A 24,948-nucleotide genomic window follows, 5' to 3' on the forward strand; every position below is an offset into this window, starting at 1 on the left:
ATCCTCCAAAATATTTAATGTACTCTCTTGTAAAATAAACTTTTTTTCTATAAAATTAACACAACAATTAATATTATACCATATTTAGAAAAAGGAAGTGATAAGATGACACACCTAGAAATTGAATACAAAACTCTATTGAATAAAGACGAATTTAATCGTCTAACTAGCTTATTTTCTCATGTTCAACCTGTTACTCAAACCAATTACTATTTTGACACAGAAACATTTGAAATGAAAGCACACCGAATGTCACTTCGTATTAGAACGTTACCTAACCGTGCCGAACTAACACTAAAAATCCCTAGAGAAGTGGGAAATTTAGAGCACAATCATGACCTTACTTTAGAAGAAGCTAAATATATCGTTAAAAATGGCCAGTTCCCTGAAGATACTGAGATTGCTTCTTTAATCCTTGAAAAGGGAGTTGATCCAACCAAATTAGCTGTCTTTGGACAACTTACAACAACAAGACGAGAGATGGAAACTTCAATCGGCTTAATGGCTCTAGACAGCAATATATATGCTGATATTAAAGATTATGAACTTGAGTTAGAAGTCAAACAACCTAAACAAGGGAAAAGAGATTTCGACCAGTTTTTAAAAGAAAATAATATTAATTTTAAATACGCCAAAAGTAAGGTGGCTAGATTCTCTGCTACTTTAAAAAATAACTAACGTTGAGAGATTGGATTTTCCAATCTCTTTTATAATTCTCATTAAGCAAGAACTTAAAATCTCATACTATCTCTCCTCAACATTGTTATTGCAAGCATTTTCATGTTTCTTATCGTGAATTTTTTCTATTTTTTTGGTAAACTATTAGTATCAATCTAAAGGAGTCATCTATCTCATGGCAGAACAATACGCCGATAAACAAATCAAACTTTTCTCATTAACCGCTAATAGAGAAATTGCTGAAAAAATTTCCCAAGCTTCAGGAATTCCTTTGGGTAAGATGTCATCACGTCAATTCTCTGATGGCGAAATTATGATTAATATTGAGGAAACGGTGCGCGGTGACGATATCTATATCATCCAATCTACAAGCTTCCCAGTCAATGATAATCTCTGGGAATTACTCATTATGATTGACGCTTGCAAACGTGCAAGTGCTAATACTGTTAACATCGTAGTCCCTTATTTTGGATACTCTCGTCAGGACCGCATCGCTGCATCTCGTGAACCTATTACTGCAAAATTGGTCGCTAATATGTTAGTTAAAGCTGGAGTTGATCGAGTTCTTACCCTCGACTTACATGCAGTGCAAGTACAAGGGTTCTTCGATATCCCAGTTGACAATCTTTTTACTGTCCCACTATTTGCTGAACACTATAATCAACTCGGTCTCTCTGGTGAAGATGTCGTCGTTGTTAGTCCTAAAAATTCTGGAATCAAGCGTGCTCGTAGTTTGGCAGAATACCTTGACTCTCCAATTGCTATCATTGATTATGCACAAGATGATTCTGAACGTGAAGAAGGCTATATTATTGGTGAGGTAGAAGGTAAGAAAGCTATTATTATTGATGATATTTTAAATACAGGAAAAACCTTTGCCGAAGCTGCAAAAATTTTAGAACGTGGTGGAGCAACTGAGATTTATGCTGTTGCTAGTCATGGGCTTTTTGCTGGCGGCGCAGCTGATATTTTAGAGTCTGCACCAATTAGAGAAATTATCGTAACAGACTCTGTTTTATCTAAAGAGCGTATCCCTAGCAATATTAAATATCTGACCGCTAGCCATCTCATTGCAGACGCCATTATCCGTATCCATGAAAGAAAACCTTTAAGTCCATTATTTTCATATCGTTCAGATAAGAAGGATTAATTGATGATTTATTTAGACAATGCTGCTACTACCGCTCTAACCCCATCTGTTATTGAGAAAATGACCAATGTCATGACAAGTAACTATGGTAATCCATCTAGTATACATACCTTTGGGCGTCAAGCAAATCAACTTTTACGTGAATGTCGACAAATTATTGCTGAATATCTAAATGTTAATTCACGTGAAATTATTTTCACTTCTGGGGGAACTGAGAGCAACAATACAGCTATCAAAGGGTATGCTCTTGCAAATCAGCTAAAAGGTAAACATATTATTACCTCTGAAATTGAACATCATTCAGTCCTACATACTATGACTTACTTATCAGAGCGATTTGGTTTTGATATTACTTACTTAAAACCACACCATGGACAAATTACTGCAAAAGACGTTCAAGAGGCTTTACGAGATGATACTATTATGGTATCTCTCATGTTTGCTAATAATGAAACCGGGGACTTTTTACCAATTCAAGAGATTGGTCAGCTTCTCAGGAACCACCAAGCTGTTTTTCACGTTGATGCTGTTCAAGTCTTTAGCAAAATGGAACTTGATCCTCATTCTTTAGGAATTGACTTTTTAGCTGCTTCTGCCCATAAATTTCACGGTCCAAAAGGTGTTGGGATACTTTACTGTGCTCCCCATCACTTTGATAGTCTACTTCACGGTGGAGACCAAGAGGAAAAAAGGCGTGCTTCAACTGAAAATATAATTGGTATTGCTGGAATGTCTCAAGCTCTTACTGATGCTACGACTAACACCCTTAAAAATTGGACTCACATTAGTCAGCTGAGAACGACCTTTTTAGATGCTATTTCAGACCTTGACTTCTATCTTAATAACGGTCAAGACTGCTTACCTCATGTACTTAATATAGGTTTTCCTGGACAGAATAATGGCTTGTTATTGACACAATTAGATTTAGCTGGATTCGCAGTTTCAACAGGTTCTGCATGTACTGCAGGAACAGTCGAACCTAGCCATGTCTTAACAAGCTTGTATGGAGCCAACTCACCACGTCTAAATGAATCAATACGTATTAGTTTTTCAGAACTAAATACCCAAGAAGAAATTCTTGAATTAGCTAAAACCTTAAGAAAAATTATAGGAGATTAATATGGCATTTGAAAAAGAAATAAATCTTCGAGACTGCAATTACATTTACACTATCAGCCCGAACATTAAAAAATATACCTTACGCGATACTACATTCACTCAAAATCGCTTAGGTAATTATGAATTAGAGCGTCTCCTAGAAACAGTACCTAATTCTGGCGATGGCTTTCCTCTAAAGATTACAATCAATAAAGAACTTTCTGGTTTTAAGCTCTTAATTACTGATAAATCTGGCCTTAGAATAGTAAATATCTTTAAATCTACCGATCATAAAATTCTTCAAGACAAATTTTATTTCTTAATGGACAGCCTCGTTGAGCGTGATATCTTTACGAAAACTGCAAAATAATTTATCGACCACTATTTTTAACATTTTAGTGGTCTTTTTGCGAACCATTTTGTTGTCACTTTCACAATCTTTTTGTACAATAGAGATGTGAAGAATTAAGTTATATAACTAATTCTAAATCGAATAATAAAATTTTTAACAAGGAGATAATTTTGTGATTATGGATAAGTCTATTCCTAAAGCAACTGCTAAACGTTTATCACTGTACTACCGTATTTTTAAACGTTTTAATACTGATGGCATCGAAAAAGCTAGTTCCAAACAAATTGCAGATGCCCTAGGTATCGATTCTGCTACTGTTCGACGTGATTTTTCTTATTTTGGTGAACTAGGACGCCGTGGTTTTGGTTATGATGTCAAAAAACTTATGAACTTCTTTGCAGAAATATTGAACGATCATTCTACAACAAATGTTATGTTGGTGGGATGTGGAAATATCGGTAGAGCTCTCTTGCATTATCGTTTCCACGATCGCAATAAAATGCAAATTTCAATGGCTTTTGATTTAGATAGCAATGATTTAGTTGGTAAAACAACCGAGGATGGCATTCCTGTCTACGGTATTTCGACTATCAATGACCATTTAATAGATAGTGATATTGAAACTGCTATCCTAACAGTACCTAGTACAGAAGCCCAAGAAGTTGCTGACATCTTAGTCAAAGCAGGTATAAAAGGCATCTTGAGTTTTTCTCCAGTTCATTTAACATTACCAAAAGATATCATTGTTCAGTATGTAGATTTAACAAGCGAATTACAAACTTTACTTTATTTCATGAACCAGCAGCAATAAATAGTTCATTATTTATAAAATATCTGCTTCTTCTCGAAAACTATAATATTTATTTTTTCCAACGATGATGTGATCTAGGCAGACAATTCCCAGATGATCACATGATCGTTTTATTTTTTTAGTGAAACTTAAATCACTTTCACTGGGCTTTGGAGAACCTGAGGGAGGATTATGTATGATAATCAAAGAAGTTGCCATGTTTTTACAAGCATAATGTAGAATTTCTCTTGGCTCTGCTACTGAACGACGTACAGTACCAATAAAAATAGTTCTCTGTTCGATAATACGATTTTGTGTATCCATATAAATAGCTACTAAATGTTCTTGTTTTTTATCCCCTAATTCGAGCATCATTTTCCTCGCTAATTGTTCACTACTTAAAATTTGCTCTTTACGATCATATTCAGCTTTGTGAATCCGTTTTGCTAGTTCTAGCATAGCTTTTATTTCGACGGATTTAACCTGACCGATTCCTTTAATGGATTGCAACTCCTGTAAGGATAATTGACCAAAATCTGCTAAACTGCTTATGTTTTCTAAAATTTGTGTTGAAATTTCCAGAACAGGTTTTTCTTTAATACCTGTACGTAAGAGAATGGCTAATAACTCCTGATTACTCAATCTATCTGCGCCTAAATCAACTAGGCGTTCTCTTGGTAGTAAAGCTTCCTTTTTTAATTCAATATGGTACATAAAACACCTCCAGTCATAATATTCGTAAACCAATCAAAAACTCATGTTTTAAATCAATAAAAAATACTTAGATGAAAAATCTAAGTATTTTTTATTTAACGATAGGTTCGTGCACGATTTCTAAGCGTTTGTCGCTTGATAATATGATCTTTTACAATCTGATAGATAGTAGCTGCAACAGGAACAGCAAGTAACATGCCTAAGATTCCCCATAAAGCACCTCCGATAGTAATAGCCATTAAAACCCACATAGAAGGCAGTCCAATCGATCCACCGACAACTTTTGGATAAATGACATTTCCCTCAAATTGTTGTAAAAGGATCAAGAAAAGAACAAACAAGAATGCTTCAGTAAGCGATTCAGTAGCAATTAAGATGAAACCGATTGTAACACCAATGTAGGCTCCCACAACCGGTATTAGAGCTGTAAAAGCAACTAAAACCCCAACTGTTAAAGCATAAGGAAATTGGAAGATCAACATACCAATAACCGTCAAACTTCCTAAAATCATAGCTTCTAAAGTTTGGCTTACAAAAAAACCATGGAAACGTTGATGAAGGATATGACGAACGTAATGGAATGTTTTGCCTGTTGAACCTAAATAGGTATCAATTAACAAATTAAACTGACGTCCCAACTGCTCCTTGTTTGCCAAAACGTAAATTGAAAAAATAAAACTAACAAAAACATTCAGGAGTGTTGCCGCAATAGAGGAAACTGAGGTTAGTAAATTTGTTAAAACAGATAAAACTTGCTTCAAAATCTGCTGGCTATAACCACTTAAAGTAGAAACTAAGTCTTTATCTGTTCCCATATAATTTAAAGCCTCAGAAATTTGTTTATTTTCATTGAGATTATTAACCAATTTAGCAAGTGCTCCGGTATCAATAACCAATAAAGAACTCAAACTAGAAATCAAATCTGGAATGACAATTGAAAATAGCCAGACAATTAAACCAATAAAAGTTGCATAGGATAAAATCATAGAAACACTACGCTTGATTGCCATTAATAGTCTAGATCCTTTAAAAAGCTTTACATATAACCGCTCATAGACTGACATAACAATATTAATAATATAGGCAATTCCAGCTCCCATCAAAAAAGGAAATATTGCCTTATGAAGCGTAGTTAAAATATTAGAAACAGCTCCCCAATAAGCCTGTATAGCATAGCAAATAGCAAATGTTATGACAACATAATAGACCTGCCGTTTTTCAAATTTCATGAAATCTCCTTATTAATCTTAATTTCTTTCAATTATTATACACTATTTTATGAATGAGAAAAAGAGAGTTAACAGTTATTAGTCTGTTCTTTATTCTATTTGACTGCCATTACTTGCAATAACCTTCTTATACCAATAAAACGATTTTTTCTTGTAACGCTTGAGTGTTCCCTCTCCTTTATTATTGCGATCAACATAAATGAAACCATAGCGTTTTTCCATTTCACCAGTTCCTGCAGATACTAAATCAATACATCCCCATGTAGTATAACCAATTAGATTAACACCATCTACATATATAGCATCTCTCATTGCAGCAATGTGCTGACGGAGGTAATCAATACGATAATCATCTTCTACGTAACCATTCTCATCAGGAATATCTACTGCTCCAAGTCCATTTTCAACAATAAACATCGGTTTTTGATAACGATCCCAGATAGCATTTAAGGTAATACGTAATCCAAGCGGATCAATTTGCCATCCCCATTCAGAAGATTTCAAGTAAGGATTCTTAAGTGATGCGAAAATATTTTCTTGAACCTGTTCACTGACGGTTGGATTACCTGAAGCTACTCGGCTTGAATAGTAAGAAAATGAAATAAAATCAACCGTATAGTCTCTTAACAAAGCAAGATCTTCTGCTGTCATTTGAATTGAAATACCTAAATGCTCAAAATGTTTTTTAGCATAATTAGGGTATTTGCCACGCGCTTGCACATCAATAAAAAAATAATTTTCTCTATTTTTTTGCATCGAAGCCCAATAATCTTGTGGATGACATGTATTTGGATAGTATTGACCTGCAGCTAGCATACATCCGATTTGATTATTTGGATCAACTTCATGAGCAATTTTTACTGCAATAGCCGAAGCCACTAACTCATGGTGAGCTGCTTGATATTTAATTTGCTCTTGATTTTCACCATCTTCAAAATATAAGCCAGCGCCCATAAAAGGAGCGTGTAAAATCATATTGATTTCGTTAAAGGTTAACCAATATTTAACTAACCCCTTAAAACGAGTAAATAAAGCTCGTACAAGGCGCTCATAAAAACCAATCATTTTACGGCTCCGCCACCCACCGTAATGTTTAATAAGGTAGATAGGACAGTCAAAATGTGTGATGGTTACCAAAGGTTCAATACCATACTTACGACACTCTTTAAAAATATTTTCATAAAACTGAAGGCCAGCTTCATTTGGATATAGCTCATCACCCTTTGGAAAAATACGCGTCCATGCTATTGACATACGATAGGTTTTGAAACCCATTTCTGCAAGTAATGCAAGGTCCTCTTTATAATGGTGATAAAAATCTATTGATTCTTTTGCTGGATAAAAGTATCCTTCCTTAAAATCAAACATTTTCTTTTGTCCTGAAATAATTGCAAATCGATCTTCTCCAGTAGGAACAACATCTACATTTGCTAGGCCACGTCCATCAACATTGTAAGCTCCTTCACATTGATTGGCAGCAGTTGCCCCGCCCCATAAAAAACCTTTTGGAAATACTTGTTTTACCATCATTTACCCCTCTTGTTTTTTCTTATCATAATATTAAAAAAGACCAGTTACTGACATTGATTCGCCAAATACTGGTACTATCCATGACATGAACTTTCTACTTAGAAGGTCTTTTCACTAATTCTGTGTATTTAAATACATAAAAATAGTATCAAAACACTTTTAAAGGTAGAGTTTTATCGTTTCAGAAATTTTAGCATAGGCTTGATCTGTTAGGTGCAAACCATCTTTTGTAAAACTGCTAGCAAGCTGACCTTTTTCGTCAACTAATAAATCATACAATTCAATATAATTAATGCCAGAAATTACTGATAAGGTTTTGTTTAAAGCTTTTATTGTTTGATTATTTCTTACCTTGACACGCTCTATATAGTCATCTTCTTCACTAACAGGTAAAACACTCAGTATATTAATCTCTGTCATATAAGATTCCGCACGAATTTCTGCAATTATATCCGTGATATTAGCTATGATTTCTGACTGTGAATGCCCTAAACCAATATCATTTGTTCCAATTAAAATAAATACTTTGGATGGTAATAATTCCCATACTTGGGTTCTCAAGTTTTCTAAAAGCCAATAAGTATCTGATCCTGCTACTCCTCTATTAACTAAAGGATAGTCACGTCCTAAATGTTTTTTTAAAGGAAAAAACTCAACGATAGAATCTCCTGTGAAAACAATGGCACCTTCTTGTACTGTCTGATTGTTAATCTCAAAAAACTGTTCTCGTTTCATTTGATAATCTCTTAAAGCTTTGTCAATAACTTCTAACATCGTTCTCCTTCATTCTTAAATATTTCTCTAGGCTTTCTTGTATTATAACAAAATTTCACCTGAGAATTGAATAGTATGCTTCGTTAAAAGCTACGTGGTTCTATTCATTATCACTCATCTTGTGAAGAAAGTTCTCTATCGTTTCTAACACACCATCTTGATCGTTACTAACTGTTTGATATTTAGCAATAGCTTTAATTTCTTCTGGCGCATTTGACATAGCGTAAGAAATATTTGCTGCTCTCAACATTTCCACATCATTGCCCCCATCACCAAAAACCATCACTTGATCCTGTTTCAATCCCCACTTTTCAAGAAGAATAGCGATACCATCCGCTTTATTGACATCAGCTGGTAAGACATCGATACAACCAAAACCACTAGAGGTCAATCTGATATGATGATTTTTAAAGTGTTCACTAATATCTAACAACATCTCAGAAACAAGATTTTCATTTACCCAAAGTGTCATTTGAAAATAGCGGTCATCATCTAAGGGCAGCAAATGGTCTTTATAGATAAAATTAGGCATATAGTATTCTAATTCAGTCCGCCTATTAATAGGAGTTCTTCGCTCAAGGTATGAACGTTTTTCACCAGATAAGCTGATGAGTGTCTCAGGATAGTTCTGATATAAATAGGATAAAACAGCTGCAACTGTATCATTAGATAAATAAGTTTCTTTTAGTAATGTGCCATCTTGGTCAATGACACGACCACCATTTTCAGCGACGTAGGCGATACGATTAGGGTATTCCAAAAAGTTTAACAACAATTGATCGTATAAATTACCACTAGCAGCTACAAATTTAATATCATACTTCTCCATCAACGTTAATAAAGAAGAAAACCGTGCTTTATCATAAGTTTTATCTGAGCGTAGAAAAGTTCCATCCATATCTGTTGCTATTAGTTTAATCATACAAGTAACCTTTGCCTTTCAAGAGGGTGCCAAATATCTCAATATGTTCTTTCATTATATCACATATAAACCAAAAAGATTTGATACCTGATACGTCAACGGTTCTATTAATTAAGTTAAATTTTGTTTCAGAGATTAAATCGACTTTTACCTATACTTATCTTCAACTATCAGAGCTTGTTTAACATAATGATTTACTGAAGAGTTTTCTTATTGTTGAGTTGAATAATAGATTCGTAACTATTGCAATAGTCATAATAAAATATTTGAGATTCGAAATGGCTATACGTGTTTTTGAGAGACCTAAAATTATTTTTTTCACATAGTTATTCTGTTTTGAAAAAATAAATAATTGAGTATATTAATAAATTTGGTCATATTAATACAACAAAAAATCCTTACATGAGATAAGGAGATTAAACGACCCTGTAAGGATTTTGAAGTTATTAGAAACACTCTAAGCAAAAATTTTAAAGCGTTTTCTCTATGACTTATATTATATGTCATGTTCCTATACAAAACTTACACTATCCTTTCAAAAAATAATACTATCCTACGAAACCCATTTTTTGATAGTTTTCTGTTATAATAATACTATCCTACGATTTTAGAAAGAAAAACGATGAACTCACTTGATAATTTACTATCACATAATTTAGAAGATAACCGGCATTTATTACCCTATGAACACATGCATACTGAGGTTAGAAATGGTTACCCTGACATTTTATTTCACTGGCATCCGGAACTTGAAATTTCATATGTCCACGAGGGGACCGCACGTTATCACATCGATTATGATTTTTTTAATAGCCAATCTGGTGATATTATCTTGATCCGTCCAAATGGTATGCATTCTATTCATCCGATTGAAAATAAAGAGCATATCACAGATAGCATTAAATTTCACTTAGATTTAATAGGATATTCTATTGTAGACCAAGTTAGCCTTCGTTATTTACAACCGTTGCAGACTAGCTCTTTTAAGTTTATTCAATGTATCAAACCTAGTATGACAGGATATAATGATATCAAAAATTGTTTGTTTGATATTTTTAATATTTCAAAAGAAGAAAATCGACATTTTGAGCTACTCCTAAAAGCTAAATTAAACGAACTCTTGTATTTACTCTATTATCATCAATATGTCATTAAAAAACATACTGATGATACCTACAGAAAAAACGAGAGAATTCGTGATCTGATTGATTATATTAATAATAATTACCAGCAAAATCTTACCATTGAATTTTTAGCTGATTATATGGGGTATAGTAAGACACATTTTATGACCGTATTTAAACAGCATACTGGAACATCCTGTACAGAATTTATCATACAAGTTCGTCTTAATAAAGCTAGTGAGCATCTTATTAACTCCACTACGGCCATTATTGATATTGCCAACAGCGTTGGTTTTAATAATCTATCAAATTTTAATCGCCAATTTAAACGCTATTATCATACAACTCCTCGCCAGTACCGCAAACAATTTACCAACAAAAAAGACGGTAGTACGCTTGTCTATAGAAATATAAATACAAAAAAATAGAAACTAGTTAAATCCATGACTAGTTTCTATTTTTTATTATTTAAGCGTTAATTAGCTTACATCAGCTGTTCACGTACTTCTTTAATTTCCGATTCATTCACAACTAAAAAAATGGTGTCGCCAGCATTCAAGATAGTATTTCCTGATACTACAGCCGATGTCTTATGATGAATTTGAGTCGTTATTAACACATTTTCTGGTAATTCTAAATCTCGGACATACTTTCCTGATATTTTATCTGAAACAGTTAATTCAATCAATGTAGGTGTCATTACTTTATCTTTTGGATTGAAGGTCATTTTAGCCAACATCGCTTCATAAATAGGTTCTCCCTTTAATAAATCCATGACAATATAAGATACCATTGTTACAATTCCAATAGCCATTAATTGTTTTAAATCGCCAACCATTTCTGTAACCAAAATCATAGCTGTTAGTGGTGCTTTTGAGATTGCACCAAAATAGCCCGCCATTCCTAGAACAACAAATAAAGATATCTGCTGATGAGATATTATACCAAAGTACTGCATACCTACTGCAAAAAAAGCACCTGCTAAAGATCCTAAAGCTAGAATTGGTAAAAAAATTCCTCCTGGCAAGCCACTACTGTAACTCAACATACTCCATAAAAAACGAATGAGGAAAAATAATCCTAACATCATCAGACTAAGATTACTCCTAGGCAGTGATACAATTAAGCCATTTCCACCCCCCAATAATTGTGGGAAATAGTAACCAATAGGAAGAATAAAAATTACCGCTAATATACCATATAGGTGAGATGGTAGATGAAATAGTTTGCCCAAATAATCATAGATCACATGAAATCTTAAAATTACCCACTCATAGATAAAACCTAAGATACCCAAAAAGAGACCCATGAGTAAAAAAATCCAATAAAAGTTGAGATTTAAAGATGGTAATTCTGATGGTAAAGCTAAAACTGGGGTTAAACCAAAGATATTAAGTGAGACAAAGTTTGCCACTAAACTTGCTACCAAAGCTGTTATCCAAACTAAGCGAGAAAAATGATGGTAAATTTCTTCAACTACAAATAAAAGGCCTGCAATAGGAGCATTGAAGGCTGCTGAAAGACCTGCTGCCGCACCACTAGCAATTAAAACACGTTTTTCCATTCGACTAGCATTGAGATACTGTGCAATTCCCTTACCTGTCATAGCTCCTAACTGAATACTGGGACCTTCGCGACCAAGCATAAGTCCCGAAGAAATAGCTAAAATACCCGCAATGAATTTCTTCCATACAATACTAAACCAGTCTGGCGATAGCATTCCTTTAAGTTCACCTTCAACATGCGGGATACCTGAACCTTTAATATCAGGATCAGATTTGATAAAAAAACCTATTATCACTGCAGCGATAATACTAGTAACCGTAATGCTCAATAAAATAATTGGGTGATAATGGGCACTTTTATAAAGTTCCATAACAACTAAAAAAATTTTTTCAATCGCTAATCGAAATATGCTGACAACAAATCCTGCTATTAAGCCTACTACTATTCCTCTCCAAACAAATCCCAGAATTGATTCAAGTGAAAACTGAAATTCATTTTTATGATTTTCCATATTTTCCTCCTTTTCTTACAATTATTTTAACAAAAATATCACAAACTTTCTAGGAACTCTTGGTAACTAAAAATACCTCTCATCAGAGAAGTACTTTTAGTTAATAGATTACTTACGATACATTTTAAATTGTAAGTACAAATCATTGTAAATACCAAGCCATTTTTGACCCAAGTTATTATAAACTTCTAAATGATCAATTGTTTTATCAGGAGGATAAAATGCTTTATCATTTTTGATATCTGCTGGTAACAGCGCTTTTGCTTTGAGATTAGGGGTCGCATAACCAATATATTCTGCATTTTGTGCCGCATTTTTAGGTTCCATCATGAAATTAATAAAGGCATAGGCTTCTTTGCGATGCTTTACTGTTTTGGGGATTACAATATTATCAAACCAAAGGTTCGATCCTTCACTAGGAACAACGTAATGCAAATGCTTGTTCCCATCAAGCATTTCTCGTGCTTCTCCAGAGAATGTAACACCAATCGCTGCATCTCCCTGAATCATATAGCCTTTCATCTCATCAGCAACAATAGCCTTAACGTTTGGTGTTAGAGCATCTAACTTTTTAGAAGCGGCTTTTAATTCTGATATGTTCTTTGTATTCAATCCATATCCCAAGGAATTTAAACCAACTCCAATAATCTCACGTGCACTATCAACTAGCATGATTTTATTTCGAAACTCTGGACGCCATAAATCATCCCAATGTTTAGGAGGAGTTTTAACTAATTGATCATTATAAACAATCCCAACAGTTCCCCAGAAATAAGGAATCGAATATTTATTTTTAGGATCGAAACTCAAATTTTTAAACCTAGCTCCAATAGCATCCCAATTAGCTATCTTTGAATGATCAAGTTTAACCAGAAGGTTTTCTTTTATCATTTTGTCAATCATATAATCACTAGGTACAGCAATATCATATGTCGTCCCACCCTGCTTAATTTTGGTGTGCATAGCCTCATTAGAGTCAAACGTTTCGTATTGTACTTCAATTCCAGTTTCTTTTGTAAATTTTTTTAATAAGGCTGGATCAATATAGTCTCCCCAGTTATAAATAACTAACTTATCTGAGTTAGGTGTTGAACTACTCTTTTTTTCTAAGTAAGTGGTTAAACCAAAGAGGATCAGGATAACAAGAACAATACCGCCTAAAAAGGAATAAACTCTACGCATTCTTTTCTCCCTTCTCTTTCGAAATATAGTAATAACCAATTACCAATAAAATACTAAATAAAAAGACAATAGTTGACAAGGCATTAATTTCCAATGATATACCGCGACGTGCGCGTGAATAGATTTCTACTGAAAGCGTTGAAAAGCCATTACCTGTAACAAAGAAAGTAACCGCAAAATCATCTAGCGAGTAAGTGAAAGCCATAAAGAAACCTGAAATAATACCCGACGACAAATAGGGTAACATAACTTCTTTAAGCATTTGCCAAGTTGAAGCTCCTAAATCATAGGAAGCATTAATCATATCATCATTCATTTCTTTTAAACGAGGTAAGACCATTAAAACAACAATAGGAATAGAGAATGCAACATGGCTCAATAATACAGAAGTGAAACCTAACTGTAAACCAATAACAGTAAATACTAAGAGAAAACTTGCACCAATCATAACATCTGGTGCTACTAAAAGGATATTATTAAGCGATAAAATAGAGGTTTGATGTCTACGTCTTACCTGATAAATCCAAATAGCTCCAAAGGTACCAATAATTGTAGCTAATAAGGCGCTAAGAAAAGCCAAAAAGAATGTTTGCACTAAAATTAGCATTAAGCGGCTATCCTGAAACAGTTCTCCATAGTGACTAAAGGTGAATCCAGTAAAAGAATTCATATCCCCACCTTTATTGAAAGAATAAAAAATCAAATAAATAATAGGAATATAAAGGATAATAAAAACAAGTGCTAAATAGATATTTGCGAATTTTTTCATGCTTTCCTCTCCTTTGTTAACCACATAATAGCAACCATCACTAAAATTAAAATAACCCCTATGGTTGAGCCCATACCTTTATTTTGTGTGATTAAAAAATGTTGTTCTATGGCTGTCCCTAAAGTGATAACTCGATTACCACCAATAAGACGCGTAAGCATAAAGAGACTCAAACTAGGGATAAAGACAGATTGTACACCTGCTCTTACACCATTCAGAGATAGAGGAAATATAACCTTCTGAAAAGTTTGCCATGCATTTGCACCCAAGTCATCACTTGCATAAATGAGATTTTGATCAATATCATCCAAGGCATTAAAAATGGGTAATAACATAAACGGTAATTCAATGTAAGCTGCTACAAAAAGAAATGAAAAATCTGTAAATAGAATCTGTTTTGGGCCGATACCTATAAAGGTTAAGAAGGCGTTAATTCCCCCTTGTTGACCAAATATCCCCATAAAAGCATAGGCTTTTAACAAAAGATTAATCCATGTTGGCAAAATAACTAGCATTAGCCATAATTGCTTGTGTTTTAATTTTGTAAGCAAATAAGCAGCTGGATAGCTAATCAAAAGCGTTATGAAACTAACGATACCTGCATATAGAACCGAGTTAAAGCTCATTTTAAGATAGGTTCCTGAGCTAAAAAACGTCTGGTAATTAGCTAAAGTAAAGTGCCCATTAATATCAAAGAACGAGTTCCAAGCAATCAAAGCAACAGGTGCTAATACAAATAAGAATAACCAAGCCATATAAGGAATTGAAAATAGACTAGAGGTTTTCTTCATTTCTCTCCTCCTCGATAGCATTGATTAAACCATCTTCATGATCGTCAGTGTCTACATATTCTTCAATGCGCGCATCAAATTCTTCTTCTGTTTCATTAAGACGCATAATATGTATATCTTCTGGAGTGAAATCTAAACCAATAACTTCACCCTCAATAGCTTTACGAGTTGAATGAATCATCCATTCATTACCTAAATCATCATAAGCAATAATTTCATAGTGGACACCTCTAAAAAGTTGTGTGTCCACTTTAACTTGAAGTTTTCCTTCATCAGGTAGGGTAATTTGAAGATCTTCTGGACGAATAACTACTTGGACTGATTCATTAGGGCGCATACCACCATCAACAGCCTCAAAGCGCTTACCATTAAATTCAACCAAATAATCCTCAATCATCTTGCCAGATAAGATATTTGATTCACCTATAAAAGTTGCTACAAAATGATTGATAGGTTCATCGTAGATATCTACTGGTGTTCCTGATTGAACAATTTCACCTTCATTCATGACGAAAATCCAATCACTCATTGCCAACGCTTCTTCTTGATCATGTGTGACAAAAACAAAGGTAATTCCTAAACGTTGTTGCAGTTCGCGCAATTCATATTGCATCTCTGTACGCAATTTCAAATCCAATGCTGATAAGGGTTCATCTAGTAAGACTACTTTAGGTTGATTGATGATAGCACGCGCTATCGCAACACGCTGGCGTTGTCCTCCTGATAATTTTTGAATTGCTCGCTTTTCAAACCCTTCTAAACGAACCATTTTTAGAGTTTCTTGAACACGTTTTTGAATTTCTTTCTTATCCATTTTTTTCAACTTTAATGGAAAAGCAACGTTTTCAAAAACCGTCATATGTGGAAACAAAGCATAGTTTTGGAAAACGGTATGAACATCCCGTTTATTAGTGGGAACATCATTGATGCGTTTCCCATCTAAGTAAATATCGCCTGTACTCGCCTCTAGTAAACCTGCAATAATATTTAAGATAGTTGATTTACCACTTCCTGAGGCCCCTAATAAGGTGTAAAATTTACCTTCTTCAAGTTCAAAATTAATATCTTTTAAGACAACAGTGTTGCTGTCTTCAAATACCTTTGATACATTTTTAAATGCAATGATTGGGTTAGTCAATTCTCATAAATCCTCCATTTTTCTGACTAAAGTAAGTACTAAACTACTTTATAATAGCGACTCACCGATAATACGAACTTCTGGTTCCAAATGAACACCTGAAGTTGATTCAACGGTGTTAATAACATGTTCAATAAGATTTTCATAATCTTGAGCTGAACCTTCTGCAATGTTAACCATAAAACCAGCATGTTTTTGACTAACCTCTACTCCACCAATACGTTGACCTTTAAGATGTGCTTCGCTAATGAGTTGCCCTGCAAAATGTCCTGGAGGACGTTTGAACACAGAACCACAAGAAGGGTATTCTAAAGGTTGTTTCAGCTCACGGAGATAGGTTAAACGATCCATTTCCTGAGTAATCATGAGATGATCTCCTGGTTTTAAGGCAAATTTAGCTGATATAACAATATCTCCACTCTCTTGAATGACAGAATGACGATAACCAAATTGCATATTCCTAGCTTCAATCGTTTTGAGTTCACCCTGTGGTGTCAAAACTTGTGCAGACAATAAAATATGAGCAATTTCACCACCGTAAGCGCCAGCATTCATAAAGACTGCTCCACCTACACTTCCAGGAATTCCACAAGCAAATTCAAAGCCAGTTAAGCTATGATAACGTGCAATACGAGTTGTTTCAATGAGATTAGCTCCTGCTTCTGCTTCAATAACATAACCGTTGACTGTCACAGTTGACAGTTTATCAAACATGATAACAAAACCACGGATACCACCATCTCTAACGATAATATTACTCGCATTTCCTAAAACCATCCAAGGAATATTTTGACTGTTAGCAAACTTAACAATACGCGATAGTTCAAGGCGATTCCTTGGGAATGCAAGATAATCAGCAGGTCCTCCTACTTTAGTATAAGTATATTTCTTTAAAGGCTCATCAAAGCGAATATCGAGACCTTCTAATTCTTTTTGTATTGTTTTAATCATAACCTTTATCTCAATTCTGTTTTATTGTGTTTTATAGACACAAAAAATCGGCATAAAACCGATTTCTATTATACCAAAAATATAGGTTGTTGACGATACATTATCACAATTTCTGTGTATTTTAATTTTAAAATCCTAACTGACTATTCGACTGGTTTTAAATAATGAACTTCTCCTAAATTCAATTTTTCGAGATAGTCTTCTAGCTTAGAACCATTAGGTAAACTTAGTTGAGGTGCTATTTCGAGTAACGGAACTAGAACAAAGGCTCGCTTCGTCATATACGGATGGGGTACTACTAAATCTTCTTGGTTAATCACTTGATTACCAAAAAGTAAGATATCAATATCTATTGTTCTTGGACCCCAGTGCTCATGTCTCACGCGCTTTAAGCGTTTTTCAATTTCTTGACAATAATCCAATAATTCAAAAGGTGCTAAGTCTGTCTCTACCTGACAACATATATTAAAAAAATCTTCTTGGTTAGTATTCCCCCAAGCAGCTGTTTCATAAATAGCGGAAATTTGCGCAACTTTTGTCTTTTGCAAATGATCAATTGAAAAGAGAGCCTGCTTCAGAAAAGTTTCTCTATCACCAATATTACTACCTAAACTCAAGTAAACGGTTGTCATGCTCGCTTGCGCTCCAATTCAATTCCAACTGATTCATAGTGCCCATTAATTGGTGGATTGTCTTTTGTAATCTTTAATGTAATAGCTTGTACTGGATGAAACTGTAAGAAAATATCTTCAACAATAACACCTGCTAATTTCTCTATTAATTGATACTGTTCGTTTTCAACATGATTTTTAATACAGTCAAAAACTTCACCATAATGAACCGTATCAATTAAATCATCAGTTTGTGATGCTTTTGCCAAATCAAGTGATAGAACAGCATCAACTTGAAAAACTTGCCCCAATGTTTGTTCTTCCGAAAAAGCACCATGATAACCATAAAACCGACATTTATTTAAATAAATCTTATCCATATTACACCAACTGACTAATTACTGTCACAATGTCCTTATTTACTTCAACATTGTGAACACGTACAATCTGACACCCCTTTGCTATTGCCCATGCCGATAAAGCAGCAGTCCCCATATCACGTTCAGTTACTTCCCTATTACCACCTAGAAGATAATTAACAGTACGTTTTCGAGAGATCCCAAATAACACAGGATAACCTAAATCACACACTTGTTCCAAACCTTTTAATAGTTCTAAATTTTGCTCCTCTGTTTTAGCAAAACCAAAGCCAGGATCTATCCAAATATTATCCTTTGAAACACCTGCTTCTAAAGCACGCTCTGCTCTTTCAAGTAAGAATTCACAAACTTCTTTTTTGATATCTTGATAAACAGCTTCTTCCTGGTTATGCATCAAAATAATTGGAACATTTCGTTCTGCTGCTAAAGATAGCATTTTACCATCATATAAACCTGACCAAACGTCATTTAAAATATGTACACCTGCATCAAGGGCTGCTTGAGCTACCTCTGTTTTATAAGTATCTATTGATAACAAAAGATCAGGGTAGACCTCTCTAATAGCTTTAATCATTGGAACTACACGTTTAATTTCTTCTTCAGCAGTCACAAATACTGCACCTGGCCGCGTTGATTCTCCCCCAATATCTACAATTGCCACCCCTTGTTCAAGCATCTCACCAACTTGATTTAAAGCTGAATCAATTGTGGTATAAGAACCACCATCTGAGAAGGAATCAGGCGTTACATTTAAAATCCCCATGATACAAGCTTTACCTGTAATATCATATTGTCCTATTTTCATCTTTTATCCTTTTTGTATTAGCGATAGAATTTCTTGTCTTTCATATCGATCGTCCTTGTATAAACCACGAGCTACCGTTGTAATCGTCTTACTTCCTGGTTTTTTAATGCCACGCATTGTCATACACATATGCTCTGCTTCTATCATAACAAAAATACCTTTAGGCGCCAAAGCATCCTCTAAAGCTTGTGCAACTTGTGCTGTTAAACGTTCCTGAAGTTGAGGACGCTTACTCGCCACTTCAACTGCACGTGCAAGCTTACTAAGTCCAGTAACACGTCCATCGTTTGGTAAATAAGCAATATGAGCTTTACCATAAAAAGGAACCAAATGATGTTCACACATGGAATAGAATGGAATATCCTTGACAATCACAACCTCTTCATGATTTTCAGAAAAGACTGCAGTGAATTGCTCCTTTGGATCTTGATTAAGTCCTGAGAACATTTCTATATACATTTTTGCCACACGCTTCGGTGTATCTTTCAATCCTTCTCGATCAGGATTTTCTCCTAAAGCCTCTAAAAATTGATAAATAGCTTTTTCCATTTTTTCTTGATTGGGCATTAATTTATCCTATCCTTTTTAAGTTGTTGTAGTTTTGATTAATAGTAGTTCCTGACGAACTTGAGAAATAAAATAAAGGGAGCCAGTAATCACATAGAAATCTTTATCTGATATCAGATTTATATCATGTAGCCATTTCTTCCAATCACTAACTCTAGTGTACGCTTTAGGATATTTGTCTAGGCTTATTGATTTAGGGTAATCAAAGCTAGTAACCGAAACCGGAGCGATACTAGACAATGATTCTAACATACTCTCTATCGGTTTAGTATTAATTGCAGCAAATAGAATATGCACGTTTTTCTGCTGATATTTTTTTATAACTTGAACGAGAGCATCGACACTTTCATTATTATGAGCGCCATCAATCATTACATTTGGAAAGATTAATTCTGTACGGCCTACCCATTTTGTCATTTCAAGCCCATCTTTAATGGTCTGTAGGGTTAACTTTGGATATTTGTCACTTAATAATAAACTGGTAGTTATAGCTATGCTAGCATTGGAAACTTGGTGATGTCCTGGCATTTGCAACTGAATATGATCAATATTTGCTTGAGGACCTATATAGTTAAAATAATTTCCCTCTTCTTTTATATAAAAGTCATTGTGTAAACGATAAGTCTGGCTGTGTGTTTCCTTGGCTTTTATTTGAAAGACTTCTTCAACATCCTGACGATCATTAGCATATACGAATGGAACTCCTTTTTTTAAAACACCTACTTTTTGCTCAGCTATATCTACATAAGTTCGTCCTAAAACCTCCTGATGATCTAATCCAATTGACGGACAAGTAACTGCTAAAGCCTTGAACATGTTGGTAGAATCATAATAACCGCCCATTCCAGCCTCAATAATGACGATATCAACCGGACAGCTATTGCCAAAGTAATAGAACATCAAAACTGTTATAACTTCAAATTCTGTAGCTGGTTCTAGGTTGGTCTCAAGGTGCAACCGTTCAACAACTGGACGAACAGTTTCAACAAGTTTGATAAAATCAGACTCTGGAATCATTTGACCATCAATGCTAATACGCTCTCTAAAGTCAACAATATACGGTGATGTAAATGTTCCAACTTGATAACCAGAATTGGTAAAAATATGTTGTAAATAACTAGTTGTTGATCCTTTACCATTCGTTCCAACAACATGAATGGCAGATAGGTTGTTTTGAGGGTTTCCCAACTGCTCTAGCATCCATCTCATACGTTCCAAACCTGGTTTAATACCAAAAGCTAATTTGCTATGAATCCATTCTAGCGCTTCTTGATAAGTCATCTTATTTACCTTTCTTTAACATCGTATGTACTTGTCCAATACTAAAAACTAAAATAGCAAGCCAGATAAAAATAAAACCTATTATCTCCCCACTAACGATAGTTTCTTTAAAAATAAACAATGCTAGCAATAATTGGATGGTTGGATTGATGTATTGGATAAAACCGATAATATTTAGAGGAGCCCTCTTAATGGCTTCTGCAAATAATAAAAGAGGAACTGCTGTAATGATTCCTGAAAGTGAGAGTAAAACTAATTGTAATATATTATAATCAGTTAGAAAATCTTTGGCGAAAAACACTATATAAATGAGTGCAAACGGAGCAATAAAACTACTTTCTACCAGCATCGAAAAATCGCTAGATAAAGAAATTGATTTTTTTAATAACCCATAAAAACCAAAAGAAAGCGCTAGAGTTAGTGAAATTAAAGGAAAATGACCAGTTTGATAAACTAAAACTCCAACTCCCATGATTGCAATCAAAATTGCAAGGCTAACTACTCTTGCCAGATGTTCACGTAAAACAAGGACCGACAACAAAATTGAAATAATCGGCATCATATAATAACCAAGACTTGCCTCAGTAGCGTGACCATGCGTGACTGCAAAAATATAGACCAACCAATTAATTGAAATTAAAATACTGGCCACAAACATTGTCCAAAATGACTTTTTATTGTTAACCAAGCCTTTTAAGTCTTTTAAATAGACTGTTTTTCTACCCGAAACGAGCATATAAATAAGCATAGTTAAAACAGTGAATATAATCCTATAAGCAAACGTACTATATGCTTCAATTCCAGATAATAATTTCCAATAAAGAGATAACAGCCCCCATAAAACATAGGCTGACAAGCCAAGGATAATTCCTAAATTATCTTTTCTCAACTCTCACTCCTTTTCGCTCAATATTAAGCACTTGAATCTGTCCATCTAAACATAATTTATTTAACTCTGTGACAATTGGTTGTTCTTTTTCTTTCGAACACAGAACCATTACCGTCGGTCCTGCTCCAGACAAATAAGTAGCATACGCACCATTTTGAGTGCTGATTTGTTTTATAACTTCAAATTCCTTCACCAAAGGTTGACGATATCTTTCATGAAAGAGGTCCCTTTCTATAGCCCATCCAGCAGTTACCAAATCACCTTTCAACAACGACGCAACCATCACATTAGCGACGCTGCTTGAAGCAACTGCATCCTCATAACTCAATTTTTGAGGTAGTACATTTCGACTATCACTTGTTTTTAATTCATAATTTGGAATAAAAGCGATAAAGGAACTATCTGGAAACATCACTTCCAAGCTTTTAATATCATTTTTCACTATTGATGAAATAACTAAATCACCAAAAATGGCCGGTGCTACATTATCAGGATGTCCTTCTAATCGGGTAGCTATCTCTAATTTTTCTTTTTGAGAAAGAGCCAAATTTCCTAATTGATTGGCTAATTCTATTCCTGCAACAATTACAGAGGAAGAAGAGCCTAAACCTCTGGCCAAAGGAATATCTGAAAACATTTTTAAGCGGTGTGGTGCCAAATCCGACTTAACATGCAAAGCTGTTTGAATAAGGAGGTTAGTATGATCTTTTGGAATATTTACTAAATTGTGTTCAACTAACCACTCTGTACTTTCTTCTAATACTTCAATGATTAAATACTTTGATAACGCAACTCCTATTGAATCAAAGCCTGGACCAATATTCGCACTAGTTGCAGGTACAATTATCCTCATTTCACCCTCCTATTACTTTGAAAACATTGATTAACTGAATGACACCACTCTCAGGAAACTCCTCAATAAATTGAGTTATTTTCTCTTGGCTAACTTCATCTGTTAATACATAGATTTCTTGTTGTTTATCACCCAATGCTTTTTCGATAACATTTTTCAAACCTATATTTTCTTGCTCAAAGTACCTTCCAAGTGTATCACTATCTTCAGCATTTCTCAAAGAAATAGCTAGATAGTACTCATTGAAGATATCAGACTGCATTGACAACCTACACGGACAATGATAAGTATTCATAGGCTTAATTTTTATCTGTGATCGAATACTACGACTAATATCGATGATATCGGCTAAAACAGAGGTTGCTGTTGGATTTTGTCCCGCACCTGGTCCATAAAAAAGAGACTGACCAATCCCTATTGATTCAATGAATACTGCATTCATCACATGATTAACTGCAGCTAAGGGATGCTCTTGAGAAATTAGTGTCGGAGAAACGTCTACACTTATACCAGTTGGAGTTTCACGAAGATCAGCTACCAACTTAATGGCAAAGCCCAGCTCCTGAGCTACTTCAACGTCCTCTGAGCGAATACTAGAAATCCCCTTATAATTAACATCATCAAAATCAATAGGCATACCAAATCCAAATTGACTTAGGATAGTGGCTTTGTAGGCAGCATCAATACCTTCAACATCATTTGTGGGATCACTTTCAGCATAACCTAACTCTTGTGCCTTTTTTAGAGCTTGTTCATAAGACCATCCCTCTTCAAACATTTTTGTTAACATGAAGTTGGAGGTACCGTTGAGAATTCCTAATAAACGTGTCATTTTATCTGAGGCAAACGAATGCGATAGAATCCTTAAAATAGGAATGCCTCCAGCAACTGCTCCCTCATAGAATAAAGCTAGACCTCTAGCGTCTGCTAAATCCATCAACTCTTTTCCGTGTAAAGCAATGAGATCTTTATTGGCTGTCACAATATGTTTACCAAATCCTAATGCTTGACTCAAATAAGTTTTAGCTGGCTCAATCCCCCCCATTAATTCCACTACAATATCAATTTGTGGATCTTGAAGAATAGTATTTATCTCTGTCACAAAGTTATAAGTAAATCCCTGATTGATGAAACGCTGGCGGCTTTCATTATCTCTTACTAATACTTTATCAATCAGAATATCTTCGCCTTCTAAAGACAGTAGCTTATGTTGATTTTCTTTTAGCAAATATGGAATACCCTTAGCAACCGTTCCAAAACCTAATAAAGCTATTTTAATAGTCATGAATTTCTCCTTAGAAATTGTCTCTAACTTCAAGACAAACATTGGCTATATTATAACAAATTACCAATATTTTTTATAGGGCAAACGCGTCTTGTCCTATGAAAATTCTTAAAAAGAGAATATTATTTCAGAAAAGATGATACAATAAAAGTACTTTAAAAGTTAAGGAGAAATAAATGGCACACACACCTACTAGTCATCGTAAACCACGAAAACGTTCCCCATGGTTAGCTATTGCTTCTGTCTTTTTTTTGTTAATAGCTTTAATCGGCATATTTCTATTCTTCAACAATCGTTCAAAGCAAGAAATAAAAACAAAAACGAACGCCTCTAGTCATCGAAAAATTGTCACATCTATCAAAAAAAAGAAATGGATTAAGCAAAAGACTCCTGTTAAAATACCCATTTTAATGTACCATGCTGTTCATGTTATGGACCCTTCTGAAGCCGCCAGTGCTAACTTAATTGTGGCACCTGACATTTTTGAAAGTCATATAAAACATCTCAAAAAGGAAGGATATTACTTCTTAGCCCCTAACGAGGCATATCGTGCACTAAACGAAAATGCCTTACCTGAAAAAAAAGTCATTTGGATTACTTTTGATGATGGAAATGCCGATTTCTACACTAAGGCATACCCTATACTCAAAAAGTACAAGGTTAAAGCCACTAATAATATCATCACTGGCTTTGTTCAAGAAGGACGAGAATCTAACCTCAACGTTCAACAAATGCTAGAAATGAAGCAAAACGGCATGTCATTCCAAGGACATACGGTTACTCACCCCAATCTTTCTCTCTTAACTCCAGAACTACAAACCCAAGAAATGACATTATCAAAACAGTTTTTAGATCAAAAACTCTCTCAAGATACTCTTGCGATTGCTTATCCATCAGGGCGCTACAATCCTACAACCTTGGATATTGCTAGTCAATATTATAAACTAGGCCTTACAACAAACGAAGGAGTTGCAACAAAAGATAACGGTTTACTTTCTCTTAATCGAGTTCGTATCTTACCAACTACTAGCGATGATGATTTGATCAAGACGATTAACCAATAAAAAG

The 24,948-nt window shown here is 34.5% G+C and carries 26 protein-coding genes and 1 pseudogene; 7 read left to right on the forward strand and 20 right to left on the reverse strand.

The features are described from left to right. The first annotated feature begins 105 nt into the window (after positions 1 to 105). The 5 genes from QOR44_RS05475 to QOR44_RS05495 all read left to right on the forward strand — a co-directional run bounded on the left by QOR44_RS05475 (position 106) and on the right by QOR44_RS05495 (position 4,089). The gene (locus QOR44_RS05475; RefSeq protein ID WP_000149082.1) at positions 106 to 678 is read left to right on the forward strand and encodes a CYTH domain-containing protein; all 573 of its coding nucleotides are present in this window, start codon (positions 106 to 108) and stop codon (positions 676 to 678) included. Between the two features lie 175 nt (positions 679 to 853). Next, positions 854 to 1,828, forward strand: a complete 975-nt coding sequence (locus tag QOR44_RS05480) for a ribose-phosphate diphosphokinase (protein WP_000840698.1) — start codon at positions 854 to 856, stop codon at positions 1,826 to 1,828. A gap of 3 nt (positions 1,829 to 1,831) precedes the next feature. Then, a complete protein-coding gene (locus tag QOR44_RS05485) occupies positions 1,832 to 2,947 on the forward strand; it encodes a cysteine desulfurase family protein (protein WP_000639601.1) in 1,116 nt (371 codons plus the stop codon). 1 nt (position 2,948) lies between these two features. After that, positions 2,949 to 3,296 carry a DUF1831 domain-containing protein gene (locus QOR44_RS05490; RefSeq protein WP_000863504.1) on the forward strand — a complete coding sequence of 116 codons (348 nt, stop codon included), beginning with the start codon at positions 2,949 to 2,951 and terminating at the stop codon, positions 3,294 to 3,296. 154 nt (positions 3,297 to 3,450) lie between these two features. Beyond that, positions 3,451 to 4,089: a redox-sensing transcriptional repressor Rex gene (locus QOR44_RS05495; RefSeq protein ID WP_000605175.1), complete on the forward strand. Its 639-nt coding sequence runs from the start codon at positions 3,451 to 3,453 to the stop codon at positions 4,087 to 4,089. Positions 4,090 to 4,101: 12 nt separating this feature from the next. Here the strand turns inward: QOR44_RS05495 and radC are convergent, their stop codons facing one another. The 6 genes and pseudogenes from radC to QOR44_RS10315 form a co-directional block, all read right to left on the reverse strand. Further along, entirely contained in the window at positions 4,102 to 4,782 is a 681-nt protein-coding gene (radC, locus tag QOR44_RS05500; protein ID WP_283572680.1) for a RadC family protein, read from the reverse strand. 95 nt (positions 4,783 to 4,877) lie between these two features. Next, on the reverse strand, positions 4,878 to 6,011 hold the full coding sequence (locus QOR44_RS05505; protein ID WP_000667246.1) for an AI-2E family transporter: 1,134 nt from the start codon (positions 6,009 to 6,011) through the stop codon (positions 4,878 to 4,880). A 90-nt stretch (positions 6,012 to 6,101) separates the two neighbouring features. Beyond that, positions 6,102 to 7,541: a 6-phospho-beta-glucosidase gene (locus tag QOR44_RS05510; protein ID WP_000989489.1), complete on the reverse strand. Its 1,440-nt coding sequence runs from the start codon at positions 7,539 to 7,541 to the stop codon at positions 6,102 to 6,104. A gap of 159 nt (positions 7,542 to 7,700) precedes the next feature. Next, a complete protein-coding gene (locus tag QOR44_RS05515; RefSeq protein ID WP_000895132.1) occupies positions 7,701 to 8,315 on the reverse strand; it encodes an SGNH/GDSL hydrolase family protein in 615 nt (204 codons plus the stop codon). A gap of 100 nt (positions 8,316 to 8,415) precedes the next feature. Next, the gene (locus QOR44_RS05520; RefSeq protein WP_000593347.1) at positions 8,416 to 9,237 is read right to left on the reverse strand and encodes a Cof-type HAD-IIB family hydrolase; all 822 of its coding nucleotides are present in this window, start codon (positions 9,235 to 9,237) and stop codon (positions 8,416 to 8,418) included. Between the two features lie 181 nt (positions 9,238 to 9,418). Further along, positions 9,419 to 9,598 (reverse strand): annotated as a pseudogene (locus QOR44_RS10315) (hypothetical protein); the annotation flags it as partial. A gap of 261 nt (positions 9,599 to 9,859) precedes the next feature. Between QOR44_RS10315 and QOR44_RS05525 the strand changes: the two are divergent. Further along, entirely contained in the window at positions 9,860 to 10,789 is a 930-nt protein-coding gene (locus tag QOR44_RS05525; RefSeq protein WP_001086430.1) for a helix-turn-helix transcriptional regulator, read from the forward strand. Between the two features lie 56 nt (positions 10,790 to 10,845). On the opposite strand, the gene QOR44_RS05530 is transcribed toward QOR44_RS05525, so the two are convergent. The 14 genes from QOR44_RS05530 to QOR44_RS05595 form a co-directional block, all read right to left on the reverse strand. Next, the gene (locus tag QOR44_RS05530; RefSeq protein WP_000427422.1) at positions 10,846 to 12,378 is read right to left on the reverse strand and encodes a ClC family H(+)/Cl(-) exchange transporter; all 1,533 of its coding nucleotides are present in this window, start codon (positions 12,376 to 12,378) and stop codon (positions 10,846 to 10,848) included. Between the two features lie 108 nt (positions 12,379 to 12,486). Next, positions 12,487 to 13,560, reverse strand: coding sequence for an ABC transporter substrate-binding protein (locus QOR44_RS05535; protein WP_001255371.1), 1,074 nt, complete (start codon positions 13,558 to 13,560; stop codon positions 12,487 to 12,489). Beyond that, a complete protein-coding gene (locus tag QOR44_RS05540; RefSeq protein WP_000712712.1) occupies positions 13,553 to 14,329 on the reverse strand; it encodes an ABC transporter permease in 777 nt (258 codons plus the stop codon). Before QOR44_RS05540 ends, QOR44_RS05535 begins: the two co-directional genes overlap by 8 nt. Further along, entirely contained in the window at positions 14,326 to 15,120 is a 795-nt protein-coding gene (locus QOR44_RS05545; protein WP_000753812.1) for an ABC transporter permease, read from the reverse strand. The genes QOR44_RS05540 and QOR44_RS05545 overlap by 4 nt, the downstream gene beginning before the upstream one ends. After that, positions 15,104 to 16,258 (reverse strand): ABC transporter ATP-binding protein, encoded by a 1,155-nt coding sequence (locus QOR44_RS05550; RefSeq protein ID WP_000184098.1) that lies wholly within the window; start codon positions 16,256 to 16,258, stop codon positions 15,104 to 15,106. The genes QOR44_RS05545 and QOR44_RS05550 overlap by 17 nt, the downstream gene beginning before the upstream one ends. Positions 16,259 to 16,306: 48 nt before the next feature. Further along, on the reverse strand, positions 16,307 to 17,209 hold the full coding sequence (gene murB, locus QOR44_RS05555) for a UDP-N-acetylmuramate dehydrogenase (protein ID WP_000598027.1): 903 nt from the start codon (positions 17,207 to 17,209) through the stop codon (positions 16,307 to 16,309). Positions 17,210 to 17,352: 143 nt separating this feature from the next. Next, positions 17,353 to 17,841, reverse strand: a complete 489-nt coding sequence (gene folK, locus QOR44_RS05560; protein WP_000214500.1) for a 2-amino-4-hydroxy-6-hydroxymethyldihydropteridine diphosphokinase — start codon at positions 17,839 to 17,841, stop codon at positions 17,353 to 17,355. Beyond that, positions 17,838 to 18,200 (reverse strand): dihydroneopterin aldolase, encoded by a 363-nt coding sequence (folB, locus tag QOR44_RS05565; RefSeq protein WP_000358071.1) that lies wholly within the window; start codon positions 18,198 to 18,200, stop codon positions 17,838 to 17,840. Before folB ends, folK begins: the two co-directional genes overlap by 4 nt. A 1-nt stretch (position 18,201) precedes the next feature. Next, positions 18,202 to 19,005 carry a dihydropteroate synthase gene (gene folP, locus QOR44_RS05570; RefSeq protein ID WP_000690157.1) on the reverse strand — a complete coding sequence of 268 codons (804 nt, stop codon included), beginning with the start codon at positions 19,003 to 19,005 and terminating at the stop codon, positions 18,202 to 18,204. Between the two features lie 3 nt (positions 19,006 to 19,008). Further along, positions 19,009 to 19,572, reverse strand: a complete 564-nt coding sequence (gene folE, locus QOR44_RS05575; RefSeq protein WP_001133587.1) for a GTP cyclohydrolase I FolE — start codon at positions 19,570 to 19,572, stop codon at positions 19,009 to 19,011. Between the two features lie 18 nt (positions 19,573 to 19,590). Beyond that, positions 19,591 to 20,853 (reverse strand): bifunctional folylpolyglutamate synthase/dihydrofolate synthase, encoded by a 1,263-nt coding sequence (locus tag QOR44_RS05580; protein ID WP_000222116.1) that lies wholly within the window; start codon positions 20,851 to 20,853, stop codon positions 19,591 to 19,593. Between the two features lies 1 nt (position 20,854). Continuing rightward, the gene (gene rarD, locus QOR44_RS05585) at positions 20,855 to 21,742 is read right to left on the reverse strand and encodes an EamA family transporter RarD (RefSeq protein WP_001224294.1); all 888 of its coding nucleotides are present in this window, start codon (positions 21,740 to 21,742) and stop codon (positions 20,855 to 20,857) included. After that, positions 21,729 to 22,595, reverse strand: coding sequence for a homoserine kinase (thrB, locus tag QOR44_RS05590; RefSeq protein ID WP_001220327.1), 867 nt, complete (start codon positions 22,593 to 22,595; stop codon positions 21,729 to 21,731). Before thrB ends, rarD begins: the two co-directional genes overlap by 14 nt. A gap of 1 nt (position 22,596) precedes the next feature. Continuing rightward, positions 22,597 to 23,880: a homoserine dehydrogenase gene (locus QOR44_RS05595; RefSeq protein ID WP_000152820.1), complete on the reverse strand. Its 1,284-nt coding sequence runs from the start codon at positions 23,878 to 23,880 to the stop codon at positions 22,597 to 22,599. Between the two features lie 176 nt (positions 23,881 to 24,056). Between QOR44_RS05595 and QOR44_RS05600 the strand changes: the two genes are divergently transcribed. Then, positions 24,057 to 24,944: a polysaccharide deacetylase family protein gene (locus QOR44_RS05600; protein ID WP_000951496.1), complete on the forward strand. Its 888-nt coding sequence runs from the start codon at positions 24,057 to 24,059 to the stop codon at positions 24,942 to 24,944. Positions 24,945 to 24,948: the final 4 nt, after the last annotated feature.

The organism is Streptococcus agalactiae (assembly GCF_949788565.1).
GTDB lineage: Bacteria > Bacillota > Bacilli > Lactobacillales > Streptococcaceae > Streptococcus > Streptococcus agalactiae.